The organism is Alcaligenes sp. GW821-FHT11D07 (genome assembly GCF_058808495.1).
Genome location: NZ_JBXART010000004.1, coordinates 302,073 through 325,271, shown reverse-complemented (window position 1 = coordinate 325,271; position 23,199 = coordinate 302,073). Strand labels below are relative to the sequence as shown.

Annotated in this window: 22 protein-coding genes; 10 read left to right on the top strand and 12 right to left on the bottom strand. The window is 57.0% G+C overall.

Annotation, left to right across the window (positions count from 1 at the left end; all coding sequences use genetic code 11):
- Window positions 1-33 precede the first annotated feature (33 nt).
- The 6 genes from AC1RSM_RS18220 to AC1RSM_RS18195 all read left to right on the top strand — a co-directional run bounded on the left by AC1RSM_RS18220 (window position 34) and on the right by AC1RSM_RS18195 (window position 6,233).
- A complete protein-coding gene (locus AC1RSM_RS18220) occupies window positions 34-1,080 on the top strand; it encodes a TRAP transporter substrate-binding protein (RefSeq protein WP_492933986.1) in 1,047 nt (348 codons plus the stop codon).
- A 128-nt stretch (window positions 1,081-1,208) separates the two neighbouring features.
- Complete coding sequence (locus AC1RSM_RS18215) at window positions 1,209-1,829, top strand: TRAP transporter small permease subunit (protein ID WP_492933985.1); 621 nt, start codon at window positions 1,209-1,211, stop codon at window positions 1,827-1,829.
- Window positions 1,826-3,109, top strand: a complete 1,284-nt coding sequence (locus AC1RSM_RS18210) for a TRAP transporter large permease (protein WP_492933984.1) — start codon at window positions 1,826-1,828, stop codon at window positions 3,107-3,109. Before AC1RSM_RS18215 ends, AC1RSM_RS18210 begins: the two co-directional genes overlap by 4 nt.
- A 34-nt stretch (window positions 3,110-3,143) precedes the next feature.
- Entirely contained in the window at window positions 3,144-3,827 is a 684-nt protein-coding gene (locus tag AC1RSM_RS18205; RefSeq protein WP_492933983.1) for a DUF2848 domain-containing protein, read from the top strand.
- A gap of 42 nt (window positions 3,828-3,869) precedes the next feature.
- The gene (locus AC1RSM_RS18200) at window positions 3,870-5,225 is read left to right on the top strand and encodes an amidase (RefSeq protein WP_492933982.1); all 1,356 of its coding nucleotides are present in this window, start codon (window positions 3,870-3,872) and stop codon (window positions 5,223-5,225) included.
- A 69-nt stretch (window positions 5,226-5,294) separates the two neighbouring features.
- Window positions 5,295-6,233 carry a DMT family transporter gene (locus AC1RSM_RS18195; RefSeq protein WP_492933981.1) on the top strand — a complete coding sequence of 313 codons (939 nt, stop codon included), beginning with the start codon at window positions 5,295-5,297 and terminating at the stop codon, window positions 6,231-6,233.
- A gap of 6 nt (window positions 6,234-6,239) precedes the next feature.
- Here AC1RSM_RS18195 and fmt read toward each other — a convergent pair whose 3' ends face one another.
- Together fmt and def are read right to left on the bottom strand one after the other, a co-directional pair.
- Window positions 6,240-7,181, bottom strand: coding sequence for a methionyl-tRNA formyltransferase (gene fmt / locus AC1RSM_RS18190; protein WP_492933980.1), 942 nt, complete (start codon window positions 7,179-7,181; stop codon window positions 6,240-6,242).
- A gap of 5 nt (window positions 7,182-7,186) precedes the next feature.
- Window positions 7,187-7,705: a peptide deformylase gene (def, locus tag AC1RSM_RS18185; protein WP_492933979.1), complete on the bottom strand. Its 519-nt coding sequence runs from the start codon at window positions 7,703-7,705 to the stop codon at window positions 7,187-7,189.
- Window positions 7,706-7,872: 167 nt separating this feature from the next.
- On the opposite strand from def, the gene dprA reads away from it, so the two are divergent.
- The 3 genes from dprA to AC1RSM_RS18170 all read left to right on the top strand — a co-directional run bounded on the left by dprA (window position 7,873) and on the right by AC1RSM_RS18170 (window position 10,519).
- Entirely contained in the window at window positions 7,873-9,027 is a 1,155-nt protein-coding gene (dprA, locus tag AC1RSM_RS18180; protein WP_492933978.1) for a DNA-processing protein DprA, read from the top strand.
- Between the two features lie 104 nt (window positions 9,028-9,131).
- Window positions 9,132-10,052 carry a hydroxymethylglutaryl-CoA lyase gene (locus AC1RSM_RS18175; protein ID WP_492933977.1) on the top strand — a complete coding sequence of 307 codons (921 nt, stop codon included), beginning with the start codon at window positions 9,132-9,134 and terminating at the stop codon, window positions 10,050-10,052.
- Window positions 10,052-10,519 (top strand): hypothetical protein, encoded by a 468-nt coding sequence (locus AC1RSM_RS18170; RefSeq protein WP_492933976.1) that lies wholly within the window; start codon window positions 10,052-10,054, stop codon window positions 10,517-10,519. The genes AC1RSM_RS18175 and AC1RSM_RS18170 overlap by 1 nt, the downstream gene beginning before the upstream one ends.
- A 194-nt stretch (window positions 10,520-10,713) precedes the next feature.
- Here the strand turns inward: AC1RSM_RS18170 and AC1RSM_RS18165 are convergent, their stop codons facing one another.
- The 8 genes from AC1RSM_RS18165 to AC1RSM_RS18130 all read right to left on the bottom strand — a co-directional run bounded on the left by AC1RSM_RS18165 (window position 10,714) and on the right by AC1RSM_RS18130 (window position 20,450).
- Window positions 10,714-11,730 (bottom strand): amino acid ABC transporter substrate-binding protein, encoded by a 1,017-nt coding sequence (locus AC1RSM_RS18165; protein ID WP_492933975.1) that lies wholly within the window; start codon window positions 11,728-11,730, stop codon window positions 10,714-10,716.
- A gap of 90 nt (window positions 11,731-11,820) precedes the next feature.
- The gene (locus tag AC1RSM_RS18160; RefSeq protein ID WP_492933974.1) at window positions 11,821-13,101 is read right to left on the bottom strand and encodes a phenylacetate--CoA ligase family protein; all 1,281 of its coding nucleotides are present in this window, start codon (window positions 13,099-13,101) and stop codon (window positions 11,821-11,823) included.
- Window positions 13,102-13,374: 273 nt separating this feature from the next.
- Window positions 13,375-14,208, bottom strand: coding sequence for an ABC transporter ATP-binding protein (locus tag AC1RSM_RS18155; protein WP_492933973.1), 834 nt, complete (start codon window positions 14,206-14,208; stop codon window positions 13,375-13,377).
- 50 nt (window positions 14,209-14,258) lie between these two features.
- The gene (locus AC1RSM_RS18150; protein WP_492934012.1) at window positions 14,259-15,527 is read right to left on the bottom strand and encodes an ABC transporter substrate-binding protein; all 1,269 of its coding nucleotides are present in this window, start codon (window positions 15,525-15,527) and stop codon (window positions 14,259-14,261) included.
- A 137-nt stretch (window positions 15,528-15,664) separates the two neighbouring features.
- Complete coding sequence (locus AC1RSM_RS18145; protein ID WP_492933972.1) at window positions 15,665-16,729, bottom strand: branched-chain amino acid ABC transporter permease; 1,065 nt, start codon at window positions 16,727-16,729, stop codon at window positions 15,665-15,667.
- Between the two features lie 12 nt (window positions 16,730-16,741).
- The gene (locus tag AC1RSM_RS18140; RefSeq protein WP_492933971.1) at window positions 16,742-17,671 is read right to left on the bottom strand and encodes a branched-chain amino acid ABC transporter permease; all 930 of its coding nucleotides are present in this window, start codon (window positions 17,669-17,671) and stop codon (window positions 16,742-16,744) included.
- Between the two features lie 11 nt (window positions 17,672-17,682).
- Window positions 17,683-18,483: an ABC transporter ATP-binding protein gene (locus AC1RSM_RS18135; RefSeq protein ID WP_492933970.1), complete on the bottom strand. Its 801-nt coding sequence runs from the start codon at window positions 18,481-18,483 to the stop codon at window positions 17,683-17,685.
- Window positions 18,483-20,450, bottom strand: a complete 1,968-nt coding sequence (locus AC1RSM_RS18130; RefSeq protein WP_492933969.1) for an AMP-dependent synthetase/ligase — start codon at window positions 20,448-20,450, stop codon at window positions 18,483-18,485. Before AC1RSM_RS18130 ends, AC1RSM_RS18135 begins: the two co-directional genes overlap by 1 nt.
- Before the next feature lie 176 nt (window positions 20,451-20,626).
- Here AC1RSM_RS18130 and AC1RSM_RS18125 point away from each other — a divergent pair, with 176 nt between their 5' ends.
- Entirely contained in the window at window positions 20,627-21,313 is a 687-nt protein-coding gene (locus AC1RSM_RS18125; RefSeq protein ID WP_492933968.1) for a Crp/Fnr family transcriptional regulator, read from the top strand.
- 29 nt (window positions 21,314-21,342) lie between these two features.
- Here AC1RSM_RS18125 and AC1RSM_RS18120 read toward each other — a convergent pair whose 3' ends face one another.
- Together AC1RSM_RS18120 and AC1RSM_RS18115 are read right to left on the bottom strand one after the other, a co-directional pair.
- Window positions 21,343-22,311 carry a Bug family tripartite tricarboxylate transporter substrate binding protein gene (locus AC1RSM_RS18120; RefSeq protein WP_492933967.1) on the bottom strand — a complete coding sequence of 323 codons (969 nt, stop codon included), beginning with the start codon at window positions 22,309-22,311 and terminating at the stop codon, window positions 21,343-21,345.
- Between the two features lie 133 nt (window positions 22,312-22,444).
- The gene (locus AC1RSM_RS18115) at window positions 22,445-23,149 is read right to left on the bottom strand and encodes a YggS family pyridoxal phosphate-dependent enzyme (protein ID WP_492933966.1); all 705 of its coding nucleotides are present in this window, start codon (window positions 23,147-23,149) and stop codon (window positions 22,445-22,447) included.
- Window positions 23,150-23,199: the final 50 nt, after the last annotated feature.

Below are 23,199 nucleotides of genomic sequence, written 5' to 3'. Positions count from 1 at the left end.
ACCATACAGCTGGACCGCTATTAGGAGCACCTTATGAAAAAAATCGTACTGACCTCCCTGGCTTTAGGCTCGCTGGCCCTGGGCTCTGCCGCCATGGCCCAGGAACTGCCCAAGACTTCCCTGAAAGTTGTCGGTGGCTTGAGCAACCTGACCGCTTACCAGAACACAGAGCAGCCCTTCTGGGCCAAGAAAGTCCCTGAGCTGTCCGGTGGTCAGATCACGGCCGACGTCAAAGGCTTCAATGAAATGGGCCTGAAAGGTCCAGAAATCATGCGCCTGATCGGTCAAGGTGTGATTCCTTTCGGTACGGCTACCCTGGCTTACTTTGCCAGCGACAACTCGATTAACGAAGCTATTGACCTGGCCGGTCTGGCTCCCGATATCGACGTAGCCAAAAAGCTGACCGACGCTTTCACCCCTGCCTACGAGCAGTTCTACGCCAAGAACAACGTCAAGGTGCTGGGTTTTTCGACCTACCCTGCCCAGGTTCTGTTTTGCAACGGCACCTTTAACGGCCTGAGCGACCTGAAAGGCAAGAAAGTCCGTACCAGCAGCCGCACCCAAGCTGAATTCGTCCAGGCTCTGGGCGGCAACAGCGTGACCATCCCATTTGGTGAAGTGGTTCCTGCTCTGCAAAACGGCGTGGTGGATTGCGCGATTACCGGCTCCATGTCTGGCTACTCGGCCAAATGGTACGAAGTCAGCTCCAGCCTGTACGAAATGCCCATCAATTGGAACCAGCAGATTCACGCCGCCAACCTGGGTTCGTGGAACAAGCTGGACCCCAAAGTTCAAGAGTTCCTGGCCAGCAACATCAAGGCTATGACCGAAGAAATCTGGGAAGCCGCTGCCAAGGAAACGCAAGAAGGTTATGACTGCAATACTGGCGCAGCCGCTTGCACCCAAGAGCAAAAAGGCAAGATGACTCTGGTCAAACCTACCGATTCTGACCGTGAACTGCTGAAAAAAGTCATGAGCGAAACCGTGGTGCCCAAGTGGGCTCAGCGCACGTCTCCTGAAACCGTTGCTGCATTCAACACCAGCCTGAGCCCGATCTTGGGCTTTGAAGCCAAGAAGTAAGCTTCAGTGCTGTTGATGCCGACCGACGCTACCCCTCGCGCCGGTCGGCGGCCCACCATCCGGGCCAACCCTGTTTACAGGGTCAATCATCATTTATCTGCTCCTCAACCCTGAACGGGTTAGACACCATGGAAAATACCGAAAAATTCGCCATGCTGAACCGACTGTTGGCCAGCGCAACGACTTTGTCGCGCGTCGCCATCTGGATCGCCGGCACGCTGACCCTGCTCAGCGCCCTTTATGTCACAGCCGACGTGCTGGTCCGCAAATTCACCGGCAGCTCGTTGGGCGGTTCGGATGAACTGTCTGGCTACGCGTTTGCCATCAGCATCTCCTGGGCCCTGTCCTTTGCGACCTTGCAGCGCGCCAATATTCGAATTGATGTGATTTATCAGCATCTGCCCGTGCGGCTCGCGGCCATCCTGGACTGGCTGGCCCTGGTCGTAATGGGAGTCTTCATTGTCTTTCTGACTATGTATGCCTCTGATGTCGCCGGTACCTCCTGGGCTAACCAGTCCACCGCCAACACGGCGCTGGGTACCCCTTTGTGGATTCCTCAATACCTGTGGGTCGCCGGTTTGGTCTGGTTGTGCGTGGTATTGGCCCTGATGCTGCTGCGCTCCAGCCTGGCGCTGATTACTGGCGATCTGGCCGGAATCCAGTCCCTGTGCGGTATTCGTAGCACTCAGGAAGAAGCCTCTGAAGAAGCCGAGGCTGGCAAACGCATGGTTCACGGAGACGCCAAATGATTACCACTGCACTGACGCTTTTGCTGGTCCTGATTGGACTCAGTATTCCCGTAGGCGCCGCCTTGGGTGCCTTGGGCATGATTTTGGACCCGCTGTACTCCATGCTGCCCCTGACGGGCGCTCTGGGTGAAATTACCTGGAGCACCAGCACTGAGTTCTTGCTGGTCGCCATCCCTCTGTTCATCATGCTGGGCGAAATCCTGCTGCGCTCCGGCATGGCCGAGCGCATGTACAACGCCATGAGCCTGTGGCTGTCCTGGTTGCCCGGTGGTCTGATGCACGCCAACATCGGTGCCAGCACCCTGTTCTCGGCGACCTCCGGCTCCAGCGTGGCTACGGCCGCCACCGTGGGTACCGTCGCAATTCCACAGATCAAAAAATACGGCTACAACGAGTCCCTGTTTCTGGGCAGTTTGGCCGCCGGTGGCACGCTGGGTATTTTGCTGCCCCCATCGATCAACCTGGTGATCTATGGTGTTCTGACCAACACCTCCGTACCTAAGCTGTATCTGGCCGGGATCATTCCGGGTCTGGGCATGGCCTTGCTGTTCATGCTGGCTATTGCACTGGCTTGCATTATCAAACCGCAATGGGACGGCAAAAAGACCAAATCCAGCTGGGGCCCGCGCCTGCGCAGTCTGGTGCACTTGCTGCCACCTTTGGGCATTTTCCTGCTGGTGGTCGGTTCGATCTATGCCGGTATTGCCACTCCGACTGAAGCCGCCGCTCTGGGCGTGGTGGGTGCACTGATTCTGGCATGTTTCTCGGGCCGCATGAGCTGGCGCATGATGAAAGATGTCATGGAAGGCTCCATGAAAGCCACGGCCATGATCATGCTGATCGTGATCGGTTCGTCCTTCCTGAACTTTGTCATGTCCGCGACGGGCCTGACCAATGCACTGACATCCTCGATTACCGAACTGGGCGTCCCTCCCATGACCATGTTGCTGGTCCTGGTGGTGTTCTACCTGGTGCTGGGCTGCTTCATGGAAACCCTGTCCATGATGATCACCACGATCCCGATTGTGGCCCCCATCATGATTGCCTTGGGCTTTGACCCAATCTGGTTGGGTATCGTCATCATCATTCTGGTGGAAGTGGCTTTGATCACTCCTCCTGTGGGCCTGAACCTGTTCGTGGTCCAAAGCCTGCGCCCAAGTGGCAGCATGAACGATGTGATGATTGGCAGTCTGCCCTTTGTTGTGATGCTGTTAGTCATGGTTGCTCTGCTGGCTGTGGTCCCTGACCTGGCTCTGTGGCTGCCACGCCTGTTCAGCTAACCCCCTTGTGTCTCTTGATTAAACGAGTATTGCTATGCGTCTGACCTTTGAGCTGGCCCAGGCCACCCACACTGAAATCATCGAAGCCGATTTGCAGCACTGCATCGTGGCCGGCTGGGCCGGTCGTGATCTGGCTGCCATCGAGCATCACATCGAAGAGCTGGCCGAGCTGGGCGTACCCCGCCCAAGCTCAGTGCCGCTGTACTACCGTGTTGCCTCCAACCAGATGATCCAGGATGAAGCCATCCAGGTCGTCGGTTCGGGCTCTTCGGGCGAAACAGAGGTGTTTGTCTTCAATCACCAGGGTCGCTTGCTGGTCAGCCTGGCATCGGATCACACCGACCGCGTGCTGGAAGCGCATAGCGTGGCTTTGTCCAAACAAATCTGCGCCAAACCCGTCGCCCGTGAAGCCTGGTTGTTCGGCGATGTCGCTGACTACTGGGACGAGCTGATCATCCGTGCCTACATTCAGGAAGACGGCAAAGAAGTCCTGTATCAGGACGGCCCTTTGTCCACCCTGAAGAACCCGCTGGAACTGATCGAAGGCTACTTCCAGTCCGCTACCATGCCTGAAGGTTACGGCATGACTTGCGGCACGGTTGGCGCCATTGGCGGCATTCGCCCAGCAAGCCAGTTCACCATGGAACTGTATGACCCCCGCCGCGAACGCAGCATCCGTCATACCTACGTGACTGAAGTGCTGCCCGAAGTAGCCTAAACTGGCACAGCCCAACCCACCCATTTATTTTGTGAGTGACCCATGCTAGCGACTATTACCGAACTGCAACGTGCTCTTGATCGCGGTGAAACCACCTCGGTTGAACTGACCCAGAAAGCCCTGGACCGCATCCAGGACGAAAGCCGCGACGGCGCCGCCACGTTCATTCAGGTGTTTGCCGAACAGGCTCTGGCAGCGGCCAAGGCCTCCGATCTGCTGCGTGCAGCCGGTTTGAGCCGTTCGCTGGTCGAAGGCCTGCCCATGTCGGTCAAAAACCTGCACGATATCGCTGGCTCTATCACCTTGGGTGGGTCGGTTGTTCTGAAAGATGCCGAACCTGCCGAGCAGCACGCCACCATTGTGGAGCGGCTGCTGCGCGCAGGCGCCATCTTGATTGGCTCGACCAATATGACCGAATTTGCCTTCTCCGGTCTGGGCATCAACCCCCATTACGGCACCCCTCGTTCCGTATGGGATCGTGACAATGCCCGTATCCCTGGCGGTTCTTCCTCGGGTGCTGGCGTCGCCGTAGCCCAGGGCATGTCGGTTTTCTCCATCGGTACCGACACAGGCGGTTCCATCCGTATTCCCTCGGCCTTTAACGGTCTGACAGGCTTCAAGCCCACTGCTGAACGTGTTCCCAGCGAAGGCACCATGCCTTTGTCGCGTAGCCTGGACTCCAATGGTCCCTTGGCCGCCTCCGTGGAATGCTGCGCCATTGTGGACTCCATCCTGACCGACCAGCCTTACGTGCCTGTAGCAACGCCAGCCCTGGACACTCTGCGTCTGGCTGTACCGAAAACCTTTGTGTTCGATGGCATCGACGACACCGTACGCGCCGCCTTTGACCGCGCCATCACTCTGCTGCGTGAGCAAGGCGCGGTAGTCGAAGAAATCGATCTGCCCGAGTTCGACCAGTTGCCACAAATTAATCGCAAAGGCGGTTTTGTCTGCGCTGAAGCCTGGTCTGTGCACCGCGACACCCTGCAAAGCAAGGGCGACGAGTACGACCCGCGCGTAGCCTCCCGTATTTTGCGTGGCAAAGATATCGACTGCGCCGACTACATCGAGCTGCAAGACACTCGCCAAGCCTGGATCAGTTCGGTAGAAAGCCGTCTGGAGCGCTACGATGCCGTCCTAATGCCCACCGTGCCCGTCGTAGCCCCCCGTATCGCAGACTTGAAAGAGTCCGACGAGGTCTACTTCGCTACCAATGGCCTGGTGCTGCGTAACCCCACCCTGATCAACTTCCTGGACGGCTGCGCTCTGTCTTTGCCCTGCCACGCGCAAGATGAAGCCCCTGTGGGCCTGATGGTGGCGGCTCCTGCCTACCACGACGAACACCTGTTGGCGGTAGGCTCCGCAATCGAGCGTGTATTGCCCCTGCAAAAGCGCTAATCCGGTAAGATCGAGTTCTCCCTAGGACGGCCACCCGGCCGTCCTTGTGCTTTTCGTCAGGAGCCTGTCATGAGCACAGCCGAATCGTCCTCACCTTCACGGACCACTCTGTCTCCCGCCACTTTTCCATTGGCCGGAGTGCTCATTCTGATCCTGTCTTCCTGGGCCCTGTCCGGTCTGGATGCCAGCGGCAAGTGGATTATGGGCTTTGGCGTGCCCCTGCTGGTGATGTGCTGGTTCCGCTACGTCGTCCATCTGGGTTTGGTACTGGCTCTGGTACTGCCCGTCAAAGGGCGCAAGATACTGCGCAGCTCTCGGCCCAAAGCACAAATTTTGCGTGGCACAGTGATGATGCTGTCCACCTTCTCATTTTTCTCGGCCTTAAGTTACCTGCCCCAGGCCGAAGCCACTTCCATTAATTTCCTGGCCCCCTTGCTGGTCCTGTCGGTTGCCCCCTGGGTCTTAAAAGAACCACCCCGCATCAGCCGCTGGATCGCCGCTGGCGTGGGTTTCATCGGCGTGCTTATCATTATCCGGCCCACAGCAGGTCTGCACCCGCTGGGCGTGATGTTTGGCCTGATAACCGCCTGTATGTTCGCCACGCAATTTATCGCAACACGCCGCGTGGCCGTGGACAATTCTTTAACCACCCTGATCTGGAGCGGTGCGGTCGGTAGCATCTGCCTGACCATTGCCCTGCCCTTTCTCTTGCCCGCCGCCCTGCCCGCCCTTAAAGAGCTGTCATTTTTCCAATGGTTGATTTTGATCTCGACCGGCTTATGGGGTTGCTTGGGGCACTTGCTGCAAATCCAGGCATATCAGCGCGCATCCGCGTCTTTGCTGGCGCCCTTTGTCTATCTACAAATTGTGGCCGCAGCGGCGCTGGGATGGCTGATCTGGGGTCAGTTCCCGGATGTCTTTACCTGGATAGGGATTGCCGTGGTGTGTACCAGCGGCATTGTGATCGGAGCCCTGGAATGGCGGCGCCAGAGTAGACCTGGCGCCTGAGCCCACTTAACGAGACTGCCAGCCTTGTACAAATACTGCTACAGGCTGGCGCTTGGAACCGGCTTTTTGCAGTTCCAGCAAACGCAGCACGCCATCGCGGCACGCCACATCAATACCTTCGGCACTGACATTCAAAATCTGCCCCGGCTCTGCCGTGGGTTTTTGATCCAGCACCTGTGCGCGCCACACTTTCACTGGCTGATCCAAACCGGGCAAGGATAAGGTTGAGCCCGGCACCGGATCAAAAGCACGGATGCGGCGCTCCAAGTCCTGCACGGACAAAGAAAAATCCAGAGCAGACTCCGCCTTGGACAATTTCTCTGCATAGTTCACCCCTTCTTCTGGCTGCGGTACAGGCTGTAGCTTGCCATCACGCAATTGCTCCAAGGCTTGCAGCAAGGCCTGCGCTCCCAGTTGGGCCAAATCATCATGCAGGGCAGCCGCATTATGATCGTCACGGATAGGCAACTCACGGCGCACCAACATATCGCCCGTATCCAGGCCTTCGTCCATCTGCATGATGGTGATGCCGGTGGCTGTATCGCCTGCCTGAATCGCACGTTGAATGGGTGCCGCACCGCGCCAACGGGGCAAAAGGCTGGCGTGGATATTGAAGCAGCCGAAACGCGGTAGCTCCAGAGTCCACTTGGGCAAAATCAAACCGTAAGCCGCCACCACCATCAAATCCGGCTGCAAATCCAGCAGGGTTTGGCGGGCTTGGGCCGCCTCTTCAGGGTACTTGCCATCCAGACGCAAGCTATGTGGCTGCAGAACCGGAATATTGGCGTTAAGCGCCGCTTGCTTGACGGGAGACGGGCTTAACTTCATGCCCCGTCCTGACGGACGGTCTGGCTGCGTCATAACCAAAGGAACATCAAAGCCCTGCTTTAACAGGGCTTCAAGGGCGATACGAGCAAAATCCGGGGTACCAGCAAAAACAATACGCATGGAGACTATTGCCCCACCTTCAGGGCTTCACGCTGCTGCTTGCGCAAACGGCTGCGGATACGCTCGCGTTTGAGCACAGACAGGTATTCCACAAAGACTTTGCCATCCAGGTGATCCAGCTCGTGCTGAACACACACCGCCAGCAAGCCATCGGCTTCTTTTTCGTATTGCTCGCCTTTCTCGTTCAAGGCTTTAAAGCGGATACGCGCCGCACGTTCTACCTTGTCGTAGATGTCAGGCACGGACAAGCAGCCTTCTTCGTAGACCTGCAGCTCTTCACTTTTCCAGGTGATTTCCGGGTTGATCAAGACCAGCAGCTCATTGCCGCCTTCCGACACATCAATCACCACAACCCGTTCGTGCACATCCACTTGTGTCGCCGCTAAACCCACCCCAGGGGCGTCATACATGGTCTCGGCCATATCCTTGACCAGTTTTCGAATACGGTCATCGACCTCCTGCACGGGTTTGGCCACCGTGTGCAGACGTGGGTCAGGAAATTTAAGGATGGGAAGCAAAGCCATTGTCATGTCCGAAGAAAAAGCGATAAGTCGATATAATAAAACAAGTTTCAGGGCGGCACCCGATTGCCGCGGCCGCACACGAAGCCCAAACAGAAAAACGGCATCCACCCTGGACAAAACAGTCTGCGCCAATCAGAAAAACAATCGGTTTCGTGCCACACTGCCTTATGCCTCATCATTTTAGCTCGGAAGAAAACCTGGAAGAATTGTGTGCCTGGCTGCGCCTGTCGCTAGAGCCTGGGCTGACCCCTGCTCAGGCCCGGCAATTGCTGGCCGCCTGCGGGCTGCCACCCCAAATTTTCAAGAGTTCGGCTCATACCCTGTCCAAACATATTCCCGGCGATCTGGCCTCTCAGCTCAATCACGCTGCCAGCGAGGAAGTACAGGCACAGATAGACCAAACCCTAGACTGGCTAAAGCAGGAAGGCCGCCATGTGCTGACTTTGGCAGACCCAAGCTATCCGGCGGCCCTGCTGGACCTGCATGATGCCCCCATGCTGCTCTACGCACATGGCGATCTGAGCGCTTTGCAGCGAAAAGGCCTTGCCATTGTGGGGGCTCGTAACGCTACACAGTCTGGCCTGGAAACCGCCAAAGACTTCGCCAACACCCTGGCCGCCAAAGGCTGGTGCATCATCAGCGGGTTGGCAAGCGGGATCGACCAAGCAGCACATCAAGGCGCCTTGAAGGCAGGGCCACAGTCAGCAGGCACGATCGCTGTGATGGGCACCGGGCTGGACTTGGTCTACCCCGCTGCCCACCGCGATCTGGCTCACCAGATCAGTGCTCACGGTTTGTTGCTCAGCGAATTCCCCTTGGGGACTCGCGCACTGCCGCATCACTTTCCGCGTCGCAACCGCATTGTGGCTGCGCTGGCTAAAGGCGTGCTGGTGGTGGAAGCGGCCCGTCAAAGCGGGTCCTTGATTACGGCACGTCTGGCTGGAGAGCTGGGACGTGAAGTCTTTGCCATCCCCGGTTCCATTCATTCGCCGCTGGCTCGCGGTTGCCACGCCCTGATCCGCCAAGGGGCCAAGCTGGTGGAAAGTGCCCAGGATATTCTGGACGAGCTCGGTAACGCCCAGAACCCCTTGAGCCTGGATGCGTCCAGCCCATCCAGCCCCTCATTTGCCCACTATGAAGCCTTGCCAGACGAACTCCGCCCTATTTTGGAGCGCATCGACTTTGCCCCGCTGACTCCCGAACAACTGCTGCGTCGCACGGGCCTTTTGGCCACTGAGCTGCCCGCCGTGCTGGCCGAACTGGAATTGGCCGGCTGCATTGAACCCTTGGCAGACGGACGCTTTCAGCGCATCAAGCCCTAGCGCATAGGGCTGTTCCTAGGACGCCAGCCCCACCCGTCAAGGGGTATCATGACGAAATCGTAAGGGTCCTTAGGCCCAAACCCCTTATCCCTTCAGGAAAGTGCATGTCATACCCATCACGCGTCAAGATTGTGGAGGTCGGCCCTCGGGACGGTCTGCAAAACGAAAAAGAATTTATCGCCACCGATATCAAAGTTGAGCTGGTCAACCGTCTGTCCAAAGCCGGCTTTGCGAACGTGGAAGCCGCTTCATTTGTATCGCCCAAATGGGTGCCACAAATGGCAGATGGCGCAGACGTGATGGCTGCTATCGAACGCCGACCCGGCACGATTTACTCTGCCCTGACCCCCAATATGCGTGGCTTTGAAGCTGCCCTGGCCGCCAAGGCGGACGAAGTAGTGATTTTCGCTGCCGCCAGTCAGGCTTTCTCGCAGCGCAATATCAACTGCAGCATCGAAGAATCGCTGGAACGCTTTGAACCCGTAGCCCAGGCCGCCAAAGAAGCGGGCTTGCGCCTGCGCGGTTCCATCAGCTGTGCCTTCGGCTGCCCCTACGAAGGTGCCGTAGCGCCGGCCAATGTGCTGAAAGTAGGTCAACGCTTAATCGAACTGGGCTGCGATGAAATCGACGTCGCTGACACGATTGGGGTAGGCACTGCCCGCCAGGTCTACGACGTAATGCGCATGGTCACCGAGCACATTGACCCAATCCATGTATCGGGCCATTTCCACGACACCTACGGCCAAGCTATCGCCAATATCGTGGCCTCCATGCAGGCGGGCATTCACATTTTTCACAGCTCTGTCGCAGGTCTGGGTGGCTGTCCTTACGCCAAGGGCGCTACCGGCAACGTCGCCACCGAAGACGTGCTGTTTCTAATGCAAGGCCTGGATATTGAAACCGGCATTGATTTGAATGCCGTGGTGGATACCGGCCAATGGATTTCGGCTCATCTGAACCGCAAATCTGCCAGCAACGCCGGTAATGCCTTGGCTGCCCGCAAGCAAGGGGCCGCCGCGTGCTGATGAGCCAAGCTCCCTCGCAAGAGGAAATTGATGCCATGCTGAAGGACCTGGGCCCCTTACCCATCCAAGGCCGCTCCTGGCCCAAGTGGGTGGCTGCCAGCGCCTGGGTCGTCCTGGCCCTGATTGGTGTGCGTTTCGCCTTGGTAGCCAGCTCGCCACAAGGCGCGGCCATCAGTCCTGTACTGGCGGGCTGTTTGGTACTGCTGTTTACGGGTTTGATTTTGATTGCCTGGCACATGTGGCACGGCGTCACGACCATTGATCAGAACGGCATACGCCAAAACTGGATCATGAAGCGGGAAGTCCAATGGCAAGACATTCACTTTGCCAAATTCGTGCCGCTGTTCAACTCCAAGCGCCTGATTTGCTTTACCCGACGTGGCCGCCCGGTAATCTTTCAAGGGGCCACGCAGGATCTGCAAGTAGCCTTTGCCAAGATCTCGCTGGTGTTGCGTCGCAAGAGTTAAGCGGGCGACTTCTCCGCACAGATGCAGTCTTGAAAACCAGCAGTGCATCGAGGCAGCCATCACTGCCCGGGGCATGGAAGCAAATTTATGCACGGCATATGCGCGGCCTATACGCAGCATTCGGCGGTATGAAGCCCCAATAAAAAACAGCTCCCCAAGGGAGCTGTTTTTTATTACTGTCTGAAGCGCTCAGATCAACGGATAGGCAAACCGTAAATCAAACCACCGTCAGTCCACAATGCATTCAAGCCACGTTCGATCTGCAGCGCGCTGCCTTTACCGACGTTGCGCTCAAAGGACTCACCGTAGTTACCCACTTGCTTGATGATGTTGTAGGCCCATTTTTCGTCCAGACCCAGGTTTTTACCGGCACCAGGCGTCACACCCAGCAGACGCTGAATGTTGGGGTTATTGCTCTTGAGCTTCTCATCCACGTTGGCGGCAGTCACATCCAGCTCTTCAGCATTGAAGCTGGCTTGAATGGACCACTTCACAATGTTCAACCAGGCATCGTCGCCTTGGCGAACGAATGGGCCCAGAGGCTCTTTGGAGATGATTTCAGGCAGAACCAGGTAATCGTCCGGATTCTCCATTTTGGAGATGCGGATGGAGGCCAGACCCGAGGCGTCCGTGGAGAACACGTCGCAGCGGCCAGCCACAAAGGCGTTGACCACCTCGTTAAACTGTTCAATGACAACAGGCTTGTATTCCACCTTATTGGCACGAGCCCAGTCCGCCATCGTGTTTTCGTTGGAAGTCCCGGTCTGCATACAAACAGTGGCGCCGTTCAGTTCCTTGGCGCTGGAAACGCCCAACTTCTTGGAAACCAGAAAGCCCTGACCATCGTAAAAGTTGATGCCGGCATGGATGGCACCCACTGCCGTATCACGCTGCTGCGTCACCGTCGTGTTGCGTGCCAACAAATCGATCTCGCCCGATTGCAGGGCGGTAAAGCGCTGCTGCGAGTTCAAAGGCACGGCTTTGAACTTGCTGGCATCACCCAAGGTTGCCGCCGCAACCGAACGGCACACATCAATATCCAGACCAGTCCAGTTGCCCTTGTCATCAGGGGCAGAAAAACCGGCAAAACCTGTGGTCACGCCACACAGCACGTGGCCACGCTGTTTGACGTTGTCCAGGGTGGCGGCCTGGGCAGCGGGCATGCTGGCCATCAGGGCCAGGACTACTGCAGAAACTGGCACAAAGCGCATCGGGCTCTCCTCAAAAGGTATAGGTATTTACTATTTTCCAGCATAGTACCGCAGCCCGACTGCGACTTGTGCGCATATATACATGGCTAATTAATCGTAGCTGCGTTGGTCCTCGATGACTTTACCATCACGGGGCAAAGCACCCGGCTCCATAAATTCCACTTGAGCACGCAATTTGGTGATTTCGCGGATGGAGTCCGCCAAGGCCTGCTCCAGCCCCTCAGGTTTGGATGTGACCTCCACCTGAAATACCATCTGGTCCTGACCAGTAGCCCCACGCACCAGCAAGCGCGCCTGCCCCAGCTCCTTGTGTCGCAGGCGGATCTGCTCCACTTGGCCCGGATGCACAAACATGCCACGCACCTTGGTGGTTTGGTCTGCCCGCCCCATCCAGCCACGAATGCGCTGATTGCTGCGGCCACATGGGGACTGTCCAGGCATCACTGCCGACAAGTCACCCGTACCAAAGCGCACCAACGGGTAATCGGGGTTGAAAGAGGTCACCACCACTTCACCCACTTCGCCCGGTTCCACTGGCTGGCCGGTACCGGGGCGCACAATTTCCAGAATCAAGTTTTCGTTCAGCACCAAGCCCTCGCGAGCCTCTGTTTCATAAGCAATCATGCCCAGGTCGGCACTGCCATAAGCTTGATAGCCCGCTACGCCGTGTTCACTGAACCACTTTTGCAATGAAGGTGGATAGGCTTCGCCGGAAAACAAAGCCTTGCTCAATCCGGGCAGGGCTACCTGCATGGACTGGGCTTTTTCCATGATGATCTTCAAAAAGCTGGGAGTACCGGTATAGCCACTGGGGCGCAGATCAGCCATGGCCTGCACCTGCTGTTCCGTCTGACCAACGCCACCGGGAAACACCGTGCAATCCAAAGCATGGGCGGCGGTTTCCATCATGGAACCCGCAGGGGTGAAGTGGTAGGAGAAACAGTTGAAAATCAGTTCTTCGCGTCGAAAACCGGCCGCATACAGGGCGCGTGCAAAGCCCCAGTAGTCAGGACGGCGGCTTTCGGGTTCGTACATGGGTCCAGGCGAGGCAAATACCTTGCGGGCAGCGCCCCAGCCGATAGAGGAAAAGCCCCCGAACACAGATTGTGCATAGGCAGCGCTATTCGCATTGGAACGAGCCTGTTCGCGGGCCTCAAGCTGGGCCTGCAACAACTCGCTTTTACGAAATACAGGAATGGTCAGCAGATCTTCCCGGCTACGCACGGCGGCCAGATCAACGGACTGCAACTGCTTGGCAATGGCCGGGGCCCCCTTGGCAGCCGCTTGCAGTACCTGCGGCAAACGGGTCATCAAATCGGCTTCGCGCTCTGCCGGCTCCAGGGTTTCGCGCTCGTCGTAGTATTGGCTCATCTCTCCTCCACTGGGATGAATTGACATTCAAACGCTCCCGCGCCCAGCCTTGTCCGACTCTCCGCCCCTAGGCAGACGCGCGTCGATCCCAAGCTCTGCTGCCGCAAACAAGCAATGCGGCCAGAAGCTGCACAAAGCTAAAAACGTCAAAAGGGGTAATGGACGGCACCGGTAGTGCGTCCAGACTCTTGGTCTGCGCCCATACTGAACAAGCTCTTGTCTGTATGTTCAGTACGAGCCTGACCGGAACAATGTGTTGAAAATCCTTGGGCCTTAGGCCAGCCAGCGCTTGCGTCGCCGATAAAATTTATTGTCGCGAAAGCTCTTGCGCTCGCCCCCTGACACGCCCAGATAGAACTCCTTGACGTCCTCGTTCTCGGCCAAGGCCTTGGAAGGTCCGTCCATCATGACGCGGCCGTTTTCCAGGATGTAGCCGTAGTCGGCGTACTTCAGGGCCACGTTGGTGTTTTGCTCGGCCAGCAAGAAGCTGACGCGCTCGCGCTGATTCAAGTCACGCACGATTTCAAAAATTTCTTCTACTACCTGCGGCGCCAGACCCATGGAGGGTTCGTCCAGCAAGATCATGCCCGGATCGGCCATCAAGGCACGGCCAATGGCACACATTTGCTGCTCCCCGCCGGAGGTATAGCCTGCCTGACTGGTGCGACGCTGCTTCAGACGCGGGAAGTACTGGTACACCTTGTCCAGCTCCGCACCCAAATCGCCACGCGACAAGGAACGGGTATAAGCCCCAGTCAGCAAGTTCTCTTCAATGCTCAAGTGCGCAAAACAATGGCGCCCTTCCATCACCTGCACCACGCCGCGCTTGACCAGATCAGCCGGAGTCAGTTGGTCAATACGTTCGCCACGCAGATGGATCTGGCCTTTGGTCACATCACCACGCTCGGCGCGCAGCAAGTTCGATACGGCCCGCAAGGTCGTGGTTTTACCGGCACCGTTGGCGCCCAGCAAGGCAACAATCCGTCCCTCTGGCACGCGCAAGGACACACCCTTGAGCACCAGAATGACGTGGTTGTAAATCACTTCGATGCCATTGACGTCCAACAAGATGGGCGTCTCATCCACTTGGCCTACGGTCTCACTCATAATCTTCCCCACGCAATGCAGTGCCCAGGGCGAACCCTGGGCGCCTGGGTTTAGCCTTCGCAGGTGCGAGGCGTAATTTTCTTCTCAGCGGCGTATTTGGCCGACATTTCCTTGACTAAAGGATCAACGAAGTTCTTGTCGGACTGATACCAGTCAGACACGACCTCGAACTTGTTGCCGTCCCACTGCACGATACGAGCCCAATCGTCGCCCATGTGGTTGGCGCAAGAGGTCTTGACGGGGCGCATGATGCCTTCAAAGCCCAGCTCTTTCAGACGTGCTTCGTCCAGGTCCAGGTTCTCAAAGCCCCAACGCACTTGCTCGGGCGTCATTTGCTTGCCCTTGCCGTACTTCTCTTGTGCGGTACGGATAGCTTCTACCTGCATCATGGAGATCATCATGCCGCGTGTGTGAGCCAAGGAACCGACGTGCTTGTCACGGTTTTCAGCGCCTTTGCCTTTGGCATGCAGCTCGCGCACAGCGTCATGCACCGGACCATCGCCAGCACTGTTGTGGATCGTGATGCCTTTGTAGCCCTTGGCGGTCTGGCCCAGATCGACCACATCGCTCTCGGAAGCAGCCCACCAGATACCGTAGATTCTGTCGCGTGGATAACCCACTGCTTGGGCTTCACGGATGGCGGTCGGGGTCATGATCCCGGCACTCCACAGCAAAACAAAGTCAGGGCGATTCTTGCGCACTTGCAGCCAGGTGGATTTTTGTTCCACGCCGGGCGCTGTCACCGGGTACAGATCCAGTTTGAAGCCTTGCTCTTTGGCACGTGCCTGCAGCAGGGCGATAGGCTCTTTACCGTATGGCGAGTCGTGGTAGACCAAGGCGATGCGCTGATCTTTCAGCTTGTCTTCGCCCACTTGCTTGGCGATGTCCTGGATCATCACGTCCGCAGCGGTCCAGTAGGTGCCCAGCAAGGGAAAGTTCCACTCAAACACTGCCCCGTTAGCCGAATGCGACAGCCCGTAGCCCATCGTTTCGATGGTGACACCATCCACAAAGGCCTTGTCGGTCAGAGCGAACGTAATGCCGGTGGACTGGGTATCAAAACCCGACGCACCACCGTTCTTGCCTTTCATGCGCTCGTAGCACTCTACGCCACGGTCGGTTGCATACGCTGTTTCACACTCCTCGTATGCCAGCTTGACGCCATTCACACCGCCGTCACGTTCATTGACCAACGCCAGATAGTCCAGCTTGCCATCCGCCCATGGAATACCCAATGGCGCAAACGAGCCGGTGCGGTAGGTCAGCAGGGGAATGTACTGTTCCTCGGCTGCCAAAGCGGCTGTACTCATGGTCAACATTGCAGCGCAAGCACTCAAACCGAGCACAGCGCGTTTCAGTCGTGTTGTCATCTCCTGGTCCTCCGATAAGTACCATTTGTCTAAATACCCCGTCCCGATGGGCGGGGCTGTTTTTGTAATGAACTGCTTAACTGCTACTAATGGGGGAAGGGCCACAAACGCAGCTTTTCCTTACCAATACTCCAGAGTCGCGCCAAACCATGCGGCTCAACAATCAAGAAAAATACAATCAGGGCACCGAACACCATGTGTTCGATATGCGAGGCAGTATCCACCCCGATAGACATGCCAAACCAGTGCGGCACATTGGTCAGCAGCACTGGCAGCAAGACCATGAAGGCGGCCCCGAAAAAGCTGCCGACGATCGAGCCCAGACCACCAATGATGACAATGAACAGCAACTGCAAGGAGCGATTCAGGTCAAACGCCAGTGGCTCCCACGAACCCAAGTGCACAAAGGCCCACAAGGCACCGGCCACGCCGATGATGAAGGAGCTGACCGCAAAGGCAGTGAGCTTGGCGTAGACCGGGCGGATACCAATGACCTCAGCCGCCACGTCCATGTCACGAATCGCCATCCATTGGCGGCCAATCGCACCACGCACCAGGTTTTTAGCCAGCAAGGCGAACACCACCACAAACAACAGCACAAACACGTACTTTTGCAGAGGCGTCTGAACAGGCAGACCAAAGGCGCTCAAAGCAGGCACAGACACGTTGCCCGAAGGCGAGTAGTTCGTGAAAAAGGCGATACGCAGGAAAGCCCAATCCACAAAGAACTGCGCAGCCAAGGTGGTGACCGCCAGATAAAGGCCCCGAATACGCAAGCTGGGGATACCGAAGGCAACGCCAACCAAGGTCGCAAACACGCCCCCCAGCAGAATTTGCAGCACCAAAGGCAGTTCTGGAATGCGCACACCAAAGTTCCAGGCGGCGTAGGCGCCTACGGCCATGAAAGCGCCTGAACCGATGGAAATCTGCCCGCAATAACCCACCAGAATGTTCAGGCCGATCGCTGCCAAAGACAGGATCAAAAAGGGAATCAGAATAGCTTGCAGGAAGTAGTTGGATGCCATGGCTGGCACCAACAGGAAAGCCACCAACAACACACCCAGTACGACATAGCGATCCTGGCGGATGGGGAAAATTTGCTGGTCAGCCCGATAACTGCTTTTGAACTGACCATTTTCGCGGTAAATCATATCGACTCCACCTCAGACGCGATCAATAATCTTCTCGCCGAACAGACCTTGAGGCCGGAACAGCAAGAACACCAGGGCCAGCACATAAGCGAACCAAATCTCGATGCCGCCGCCTACATAAGGACCCAGATAGACCTCGGATACTTTTTCACCGACACCAATGATCAGGCCGCCCACAATGGCACCCGGAACCGAGGTCAGGCCACCCAGAATCACCACAGGCAAAGCACGCAAGGCCGCTGTAGACAAGGTGAACTGCACCCCATACTTGGAGCCCCAGATAATCCCGGCAACCAGCGCTACCAAACCGGCTACGGTCCAGACCACCACCCAGATACGGTTCAAAGGAATACCGATGGACTGCGCTGCCTGGTGATCATCAGCCACCGCCCGCAAGGCACGGCCCACGCTGGTGTACTGGAAAAAGATCGCCAAAGCCGCGACCAGCAAGGCTGCCACCACGGCAGAGCTCAAGTCTTCCAGGCTGACCAGCACACCGCCTTCAAACATGGACTCCAGAATGAATGCCGGGTCTTTGGGCATACCCACATCAATGGAGTACACCGAGCTGCCAAACACAATTTGCCCTGCGCCATCGAGCAGATAACTGATACCGATCGTGGCCATCAGCAAGGTTGTGCCTTCCTGGTTGACCAGATAACGCAGCACCCAGCGCTCAATGACAACTGCCAAGACAAACATCAGGATGGCCGAGACAATAAAGGCCAGTACATTGCCCAGCAGCCCAGGCTCCATACCCAGCAACTGCGGAATCCACTGCGACAGACGAGCCATGGCCAGTGCGGCCACCAGCACCATTGCCCCCTGTGCAAAGTTAAAGACACCTGATGCTTTGAAGATCAGGACAAAGCCCAGGGCGACCAGGGCGTACAACATCCCGCTCATCAGTCCGCCCAGCAAGGTTTCAAGAAAAAATGCCATGTCCGTTCCCCTCAATGGCCAGCGCCGAGATAGGCGCGGATGACGTCCGGGTTTTGTCGTACTTCGTCAGGTACCCCGTCACCAATTTTCTTGCCATAGTCCAAGACCACCACGCGGTCCGAAATGTCCATGACCACGCCCATATCATGTTCAATCAACACAATCGTGGTGCCGTATTCTTCATTCACATCCAGAATGAAACGGCACATATCCTGCTTTTCCTCGATGTTCATGCCTGCCATCGGCTCATCCAGCAGCAAAATGCTCGGTTGCATCGCCAAGGCACGCCCCAGGTCAACCCGCTTTTGCAGGCCATAGGGCAAGCGTCCTACCGGTGTTTTTCGATAGGCCTGGATTTCCAGAAAGTCGATGATGCCTTCCACATATTCACGATTGCGGATCTCTTCGCGTTCGGCTGCACCCAGTCGGAAAGCCTGGGCAAACACCCCGCTTTTCATATGCAGATTGCGGCCCGTCATGATGTTGTCCAGCACGCTCATGCCTTTGAACAAGGCCAGGTTCTGGAAGGTTCGAGCAATGCCCTGCTCGGCCGTGTGGCGCGAGTTCATACGTGCATGACTTTGGCCGCGTAAAACAATCTCGCCTTGTTGTGGTGCATACACGCCATTGATGACGTTCAGCATGGAGCTTTTGCCTGCACCGTTCGGGCCAATGATGGAGCGGATCTCGTGTTCTCGAATGTTGAACGAGATATCGGTCAACGCTTTTACACCACCAAAAGACAGCGAAATATTCTTCAAATCCAATACCACTGGGCCAATGCGACGGCCCGGCACTTGCGCCTCACTCATCATGCGCTCCTTGCTGCTGCGTCTGTCATGCGCTCAATGTGCAGGTCTGCCGAAATGCGACCGCTGCGCCCATCCTCGAACTTCACTTCTGTCTCCACAAACTGTCGGTCCAGGCCATTGAACAGGGCATCGACCAAAATTTTGTACTTTTGTGCGATGAAGCCACGGCGTACTTTGCGGGTACGTGTCAATTCATCATCATCCGGGTCCAGCTCTTTGTGCAGAATCAAAAATGCGCTGATGCGAGAACCCGCCAACTTGGGATCGGAGGCCAGATCGTCATTGACCTGGGCCACGCAATCACGAATCAGAGCGTAGACCTCGGGTTTGGCCGCCAGATCGGTGTAGCCGGCATACGGCAGGTTGCGCCGCTCTGCCCAGTTACCCACCGCTTCCAAGTCAATATTGATAAAGGCACACACTTCTTTTTGCCCATCGCCAAAGGCCACGGCTTCTTTGATGAAGGGGAAGAACTTGAGCTTGTTCTCGATGTACTTGGGTGCAAACAAAGAGCCGTCAGCCAGCTTGCCCACATCTTTGGCACGGTCGATGATCTTTAACTGCCCATCGGTATCCAGATAGCCTGCGTCCCCGGTGTGATACCAGCCGTCCTCGGTAAAGGAGTCCGCTGTGGATTCAGGGTTGCGGTAATACTCTTTGAACAGACCCGGGCTGCGCACCTGAATTTCACCGTTCTCGGCCACGCGAATTTCCACGCCTTTAACCGGCGGCCCGACGGTATCGGCACGCACCTGGCCATCTTGCTGCACGCAGACAAACACGGAGGTTTCTGTGCCGCCGTACAACTGCTTCAAGTTGATGCCAATCGAGCGGTAAAACGTGAACAAATCCGGGCCAATGGCTTCACCGGCGGTGTAGGCCACACGCACCCGACTCATGCCCAGCGCATTGCGCAAGGGACCGTAAATCAGGACATTGCCCACGGCATAGCACAAGCGATCCCACAGATTTACATCAGGGCTTTTGTCTAAAACCTGCACACCTACCCGGTGCGCCAAGGACATGAAGCGCTTGTACAAACCGCGCTTCAAAGCACCTGCATCTTCCATGCGAATGGTCACCTGCGTGAGCAGGCCTTCCAGCACGCGTGGCGGCGCAAAATAGTAAGTTGGGCCAATGTCGTGCAGATCGATGGACACGGTTTCTGGCGATTCAGGGTGATTCACCGTAAAGCCTGTGACCAGAAACTGCGTGTAGGAAAACATGTTCTGCCCAATCCAGGCGGGTGGCAGATATGCCAGCACTTCCTCGGCGTCGGTCAGCGACTCCAATTCCTGAATGGCCAGGCCCCGGTCCACCAAGGCCGCGTGGGTCAGTACCACGCCCTTGGGCTTGCCGGTGGTGCCGGAGGTATAGAACATGGCTGCCGCCTGATCCGGGGGAATGGCTTTCCAGATGCGGCGCACATAGTCCGGATCGCGAGCCAGTTGCAAACGGCCCTGCTCCATGACTTGTTCGATGTATTGCAACTGATCGTGCTGGTAGTTGCGCAGACCTCGGGGGTCGTCATAAATCAGCGCATCCAGATCCGGGCATTCGTCCCAGACTTCCAGCAACTTGTCGACTTGCTCCTGATCTTCCACCACGGCCACGCGAATACTGGCATCCAGCAGCACGTGCAGCATTTCCTGGGCCACCGCATCCTGATACAGTGGTACGGGTACGGCACCCAGCATTTGCGCCGCCATCATGGCCAGATACAGGCGCGGGCGGTTTTCACCGATCACCGCGACGTGCTGACCGTCTTTGACACCCAGCTCGGCCAGGCCCGCAGCCAGTTGCTCAGCCTGCTCGGCCAGCTCCCGCCACGTCCAGGTCTGCCAGATTCCCAGATCCTTTTCGCGCATGGCAACTTTGTCGCCGCGCACCTGGGCATGGTGTTCTATCCAGGCTGGGAAGGTGCCGGGTAAACCCGCTACCTGCTCTTTATCCATCCGCACAACCATGTCTCCTCCGAATTTTCCCGGCTTGTTATGGTCCAGGAGGCTGCTTATGATTGCGGCAGAAGGCTGATTGTTACGCCTTCAAGCTATTTGCAGCCTGTTATTAACCAAGTTATCGGCTGCCCGTCCCGAAGATTGTCACGGACATGACATTCGACCTTTATCGAGGGTTAATCCTCATGCATGTTGTAGATGCTTTATCCGAGCGAGCCGCCTGGTTTCGCCTGTTGACGCCAGAGCTGCAAGAGCGTGTGCGCCGCGACACATTGGTCACCGCATACGAGGCCGGAGCCATCGTGGAACGCAAGGGAGAACGCGCCACGGCCTGGATTGGCGTGCTGTCAGGCCTGCTCAAAGTGTCGGTAGGAAATTCCGAAGGCAAAATTGCCTCCATGACCGGCGTACCCGCCGGTGGCTGGATTGGTGAGGGCTCGCTACTGAAGAACGAAGAACGGAAATACGATGTGGTCGCCTTGCGCGACAGCCAGGTGGCTCGCCTGCCCGTCCACAGCTTTAACGACTTGCTAGACCAGAGCATTGCTTTCAACCGCTATCTCCTGCATCAGCTCAATGAGCGTGTGGCGCAATTTATCGGCAAAGCTGAGTACAACAGCCTGTCTACCCCCGACGCACGCGTGGCACGTTGTCTGGCAGAGCTGTTCAACCCGCTGCTCTACCCTGGAAAAGGTCTACGTTTGGACATCACTCAGGAAGAAATCGGCTACCTGGCGCGAGTGTCGCGCCAGCGTGCCAACCAAGCCCTGCGTCAACTGGAAAACGAAGGCTTGCTCTTGATCAAGTATGGTGGCGTCCAGGTTGTGGACCTGGACGGCCTGAAGCGTTACGGCGATGAGTATGCCACCTGATTATGCGGCCACTGCTTGCCGACTAGGCCTCAATCCATACGTATGCCAGCCCGCTCGATCACCGTGGCCCATTCAGCCCGTTCACGCTGGGCGTAAGCCTGGAATTCATCCGGCGTCATGGGCATAGGTTCCACACCCATATCGCGGATGCGCTGGGACAGCGCCGGGTCTTTCAAAGCCTGCATCAGGTCCTGGCTCAAACGCTGACGAGCCGCTTCATCCATATTGGCGGGCCCCACCACACCTTGCCAGGCGTAGGCAGAAAAGTTGCCCACTCCCGCCTCAGCCATCGTGGGTACATCGGGCAAGAGGCCGCTGCGCTCTGGTGTTGCCACCGCCAGCACACGCAGCTTGCCCGCCTTGATGTTGGGCAAAGCTGCGGCTGAATCCACAAAAGACATATCGACCTGACCGCCCAGCAAATCCTGGATGGCTGGAGCCGCTCCCTTGTAGGGCACATGAACAATCTTGCTATCAGTCAGCTGCTTGAACATTTCCAATGCCAGATGATGCGGCGAGCCGCTTCCGGCAGATGAAGATGTCAGCTTTTCGGGCTGCGCGCGGGCCGCTTCCAGAAGATCAGCCACCGTCTTGTAAGGAGATTCCTGCGGGACGGCCAACATCAGGGGAAAACGAGCCAAGCCACCTACATAGGTGAAGGCGGCTGGGTCATATTGCAGCTTGCTGTACAGAGATGAGTTAAAGGCCAAGGTGCCCGAGTCCGCCGTGCCGATCGTATAGCCGTCCGGCTTGGCATTGCTAACGTAGGTAGCACCAATAATAGTGGCGGCACCTGGCTTGTTTTCTACGACCAGCGTTTGGCCCAGGCTGCTTTCCAGCTGCTTGGCCACCAGTCGGGCGATCACATCTGAACCACCTCCTGCGGGATAGGGCACAACCCAGGTCACCGCAGACTGGGGCCAGTCTGCTGCCTGCACCGCCCCGGTCAGGCTGGCGCTCAGCAACAGCACACCGGCTCCAAAATTCTTCCAATGCATGATGTCTCCTCCATGCGTATGTTCAACGCTTGTGGCGCTGTTTTTTTACGTTTTTTGCATCCCGAGCGGAATGCGCAGAGACATTATGCGCGGACAGTGCCGCGCGCGGCATTAGTAACGATGCGGATACCGATCAGCCGTAATCACGTGCGCCAAACAAAGCCGAACCGACGCGCACCTCATTGGAACCTTCCAGAATAGCCAGCTCAAAATCCCCGCTCATGCCCATGGACAGGCGTTGCACCTGTTCATAGCCCAGTTCCACCAGGCGGTCGCGCCACTGACGCAACTGCGCGAAACAGGCTCGTACCGCCTGGGGGTCGTCGCTATTGATGGCCATGGTCATCAGCCCCCGTACTTTTAAGGTATCCAAAGCGCGCAGAGACTGCATAAAGGCGGGCAAATCATCCGGTGATAAACCAAACTTGCTGGGCTCTGGCGAGGTTTTCACCTGAATCAAGACATCCAGGCTGCGCTGCTCGGCTTGCAGGTGCCGATCCAGGGCCTGGGCCAAAGACAAACGGTCCAAAGACTGAACTTCACTGGCCAGACGTGCGATGTCTTTGGCCTTATTGCTCTGTAGATGGCCTATCATCACCCACTGCACCGCGCGATCGGCCAATAAAGCCTGCTTGTCCCGAATTTCCTGAACCTTGTTTTCACCCATTCGCGACAGGCCCAGATCAAGGGCTTGCGCCAGCACGGGCGCTGGAAAGGTTTTGCTTACTGGTAACAGGGCCACTGCATCAGCAGGGCGGCCCGCTTGCAAGCAAGCCTGTTCGATGCGGTGGCGCAATTGCGCCAAACGACCAGAAAGGGAAGAGTCAGAAGAAGCCATCAATGCACACGCACCCAGATAAAACCGTCGCAAACGCTGCAAACACAACA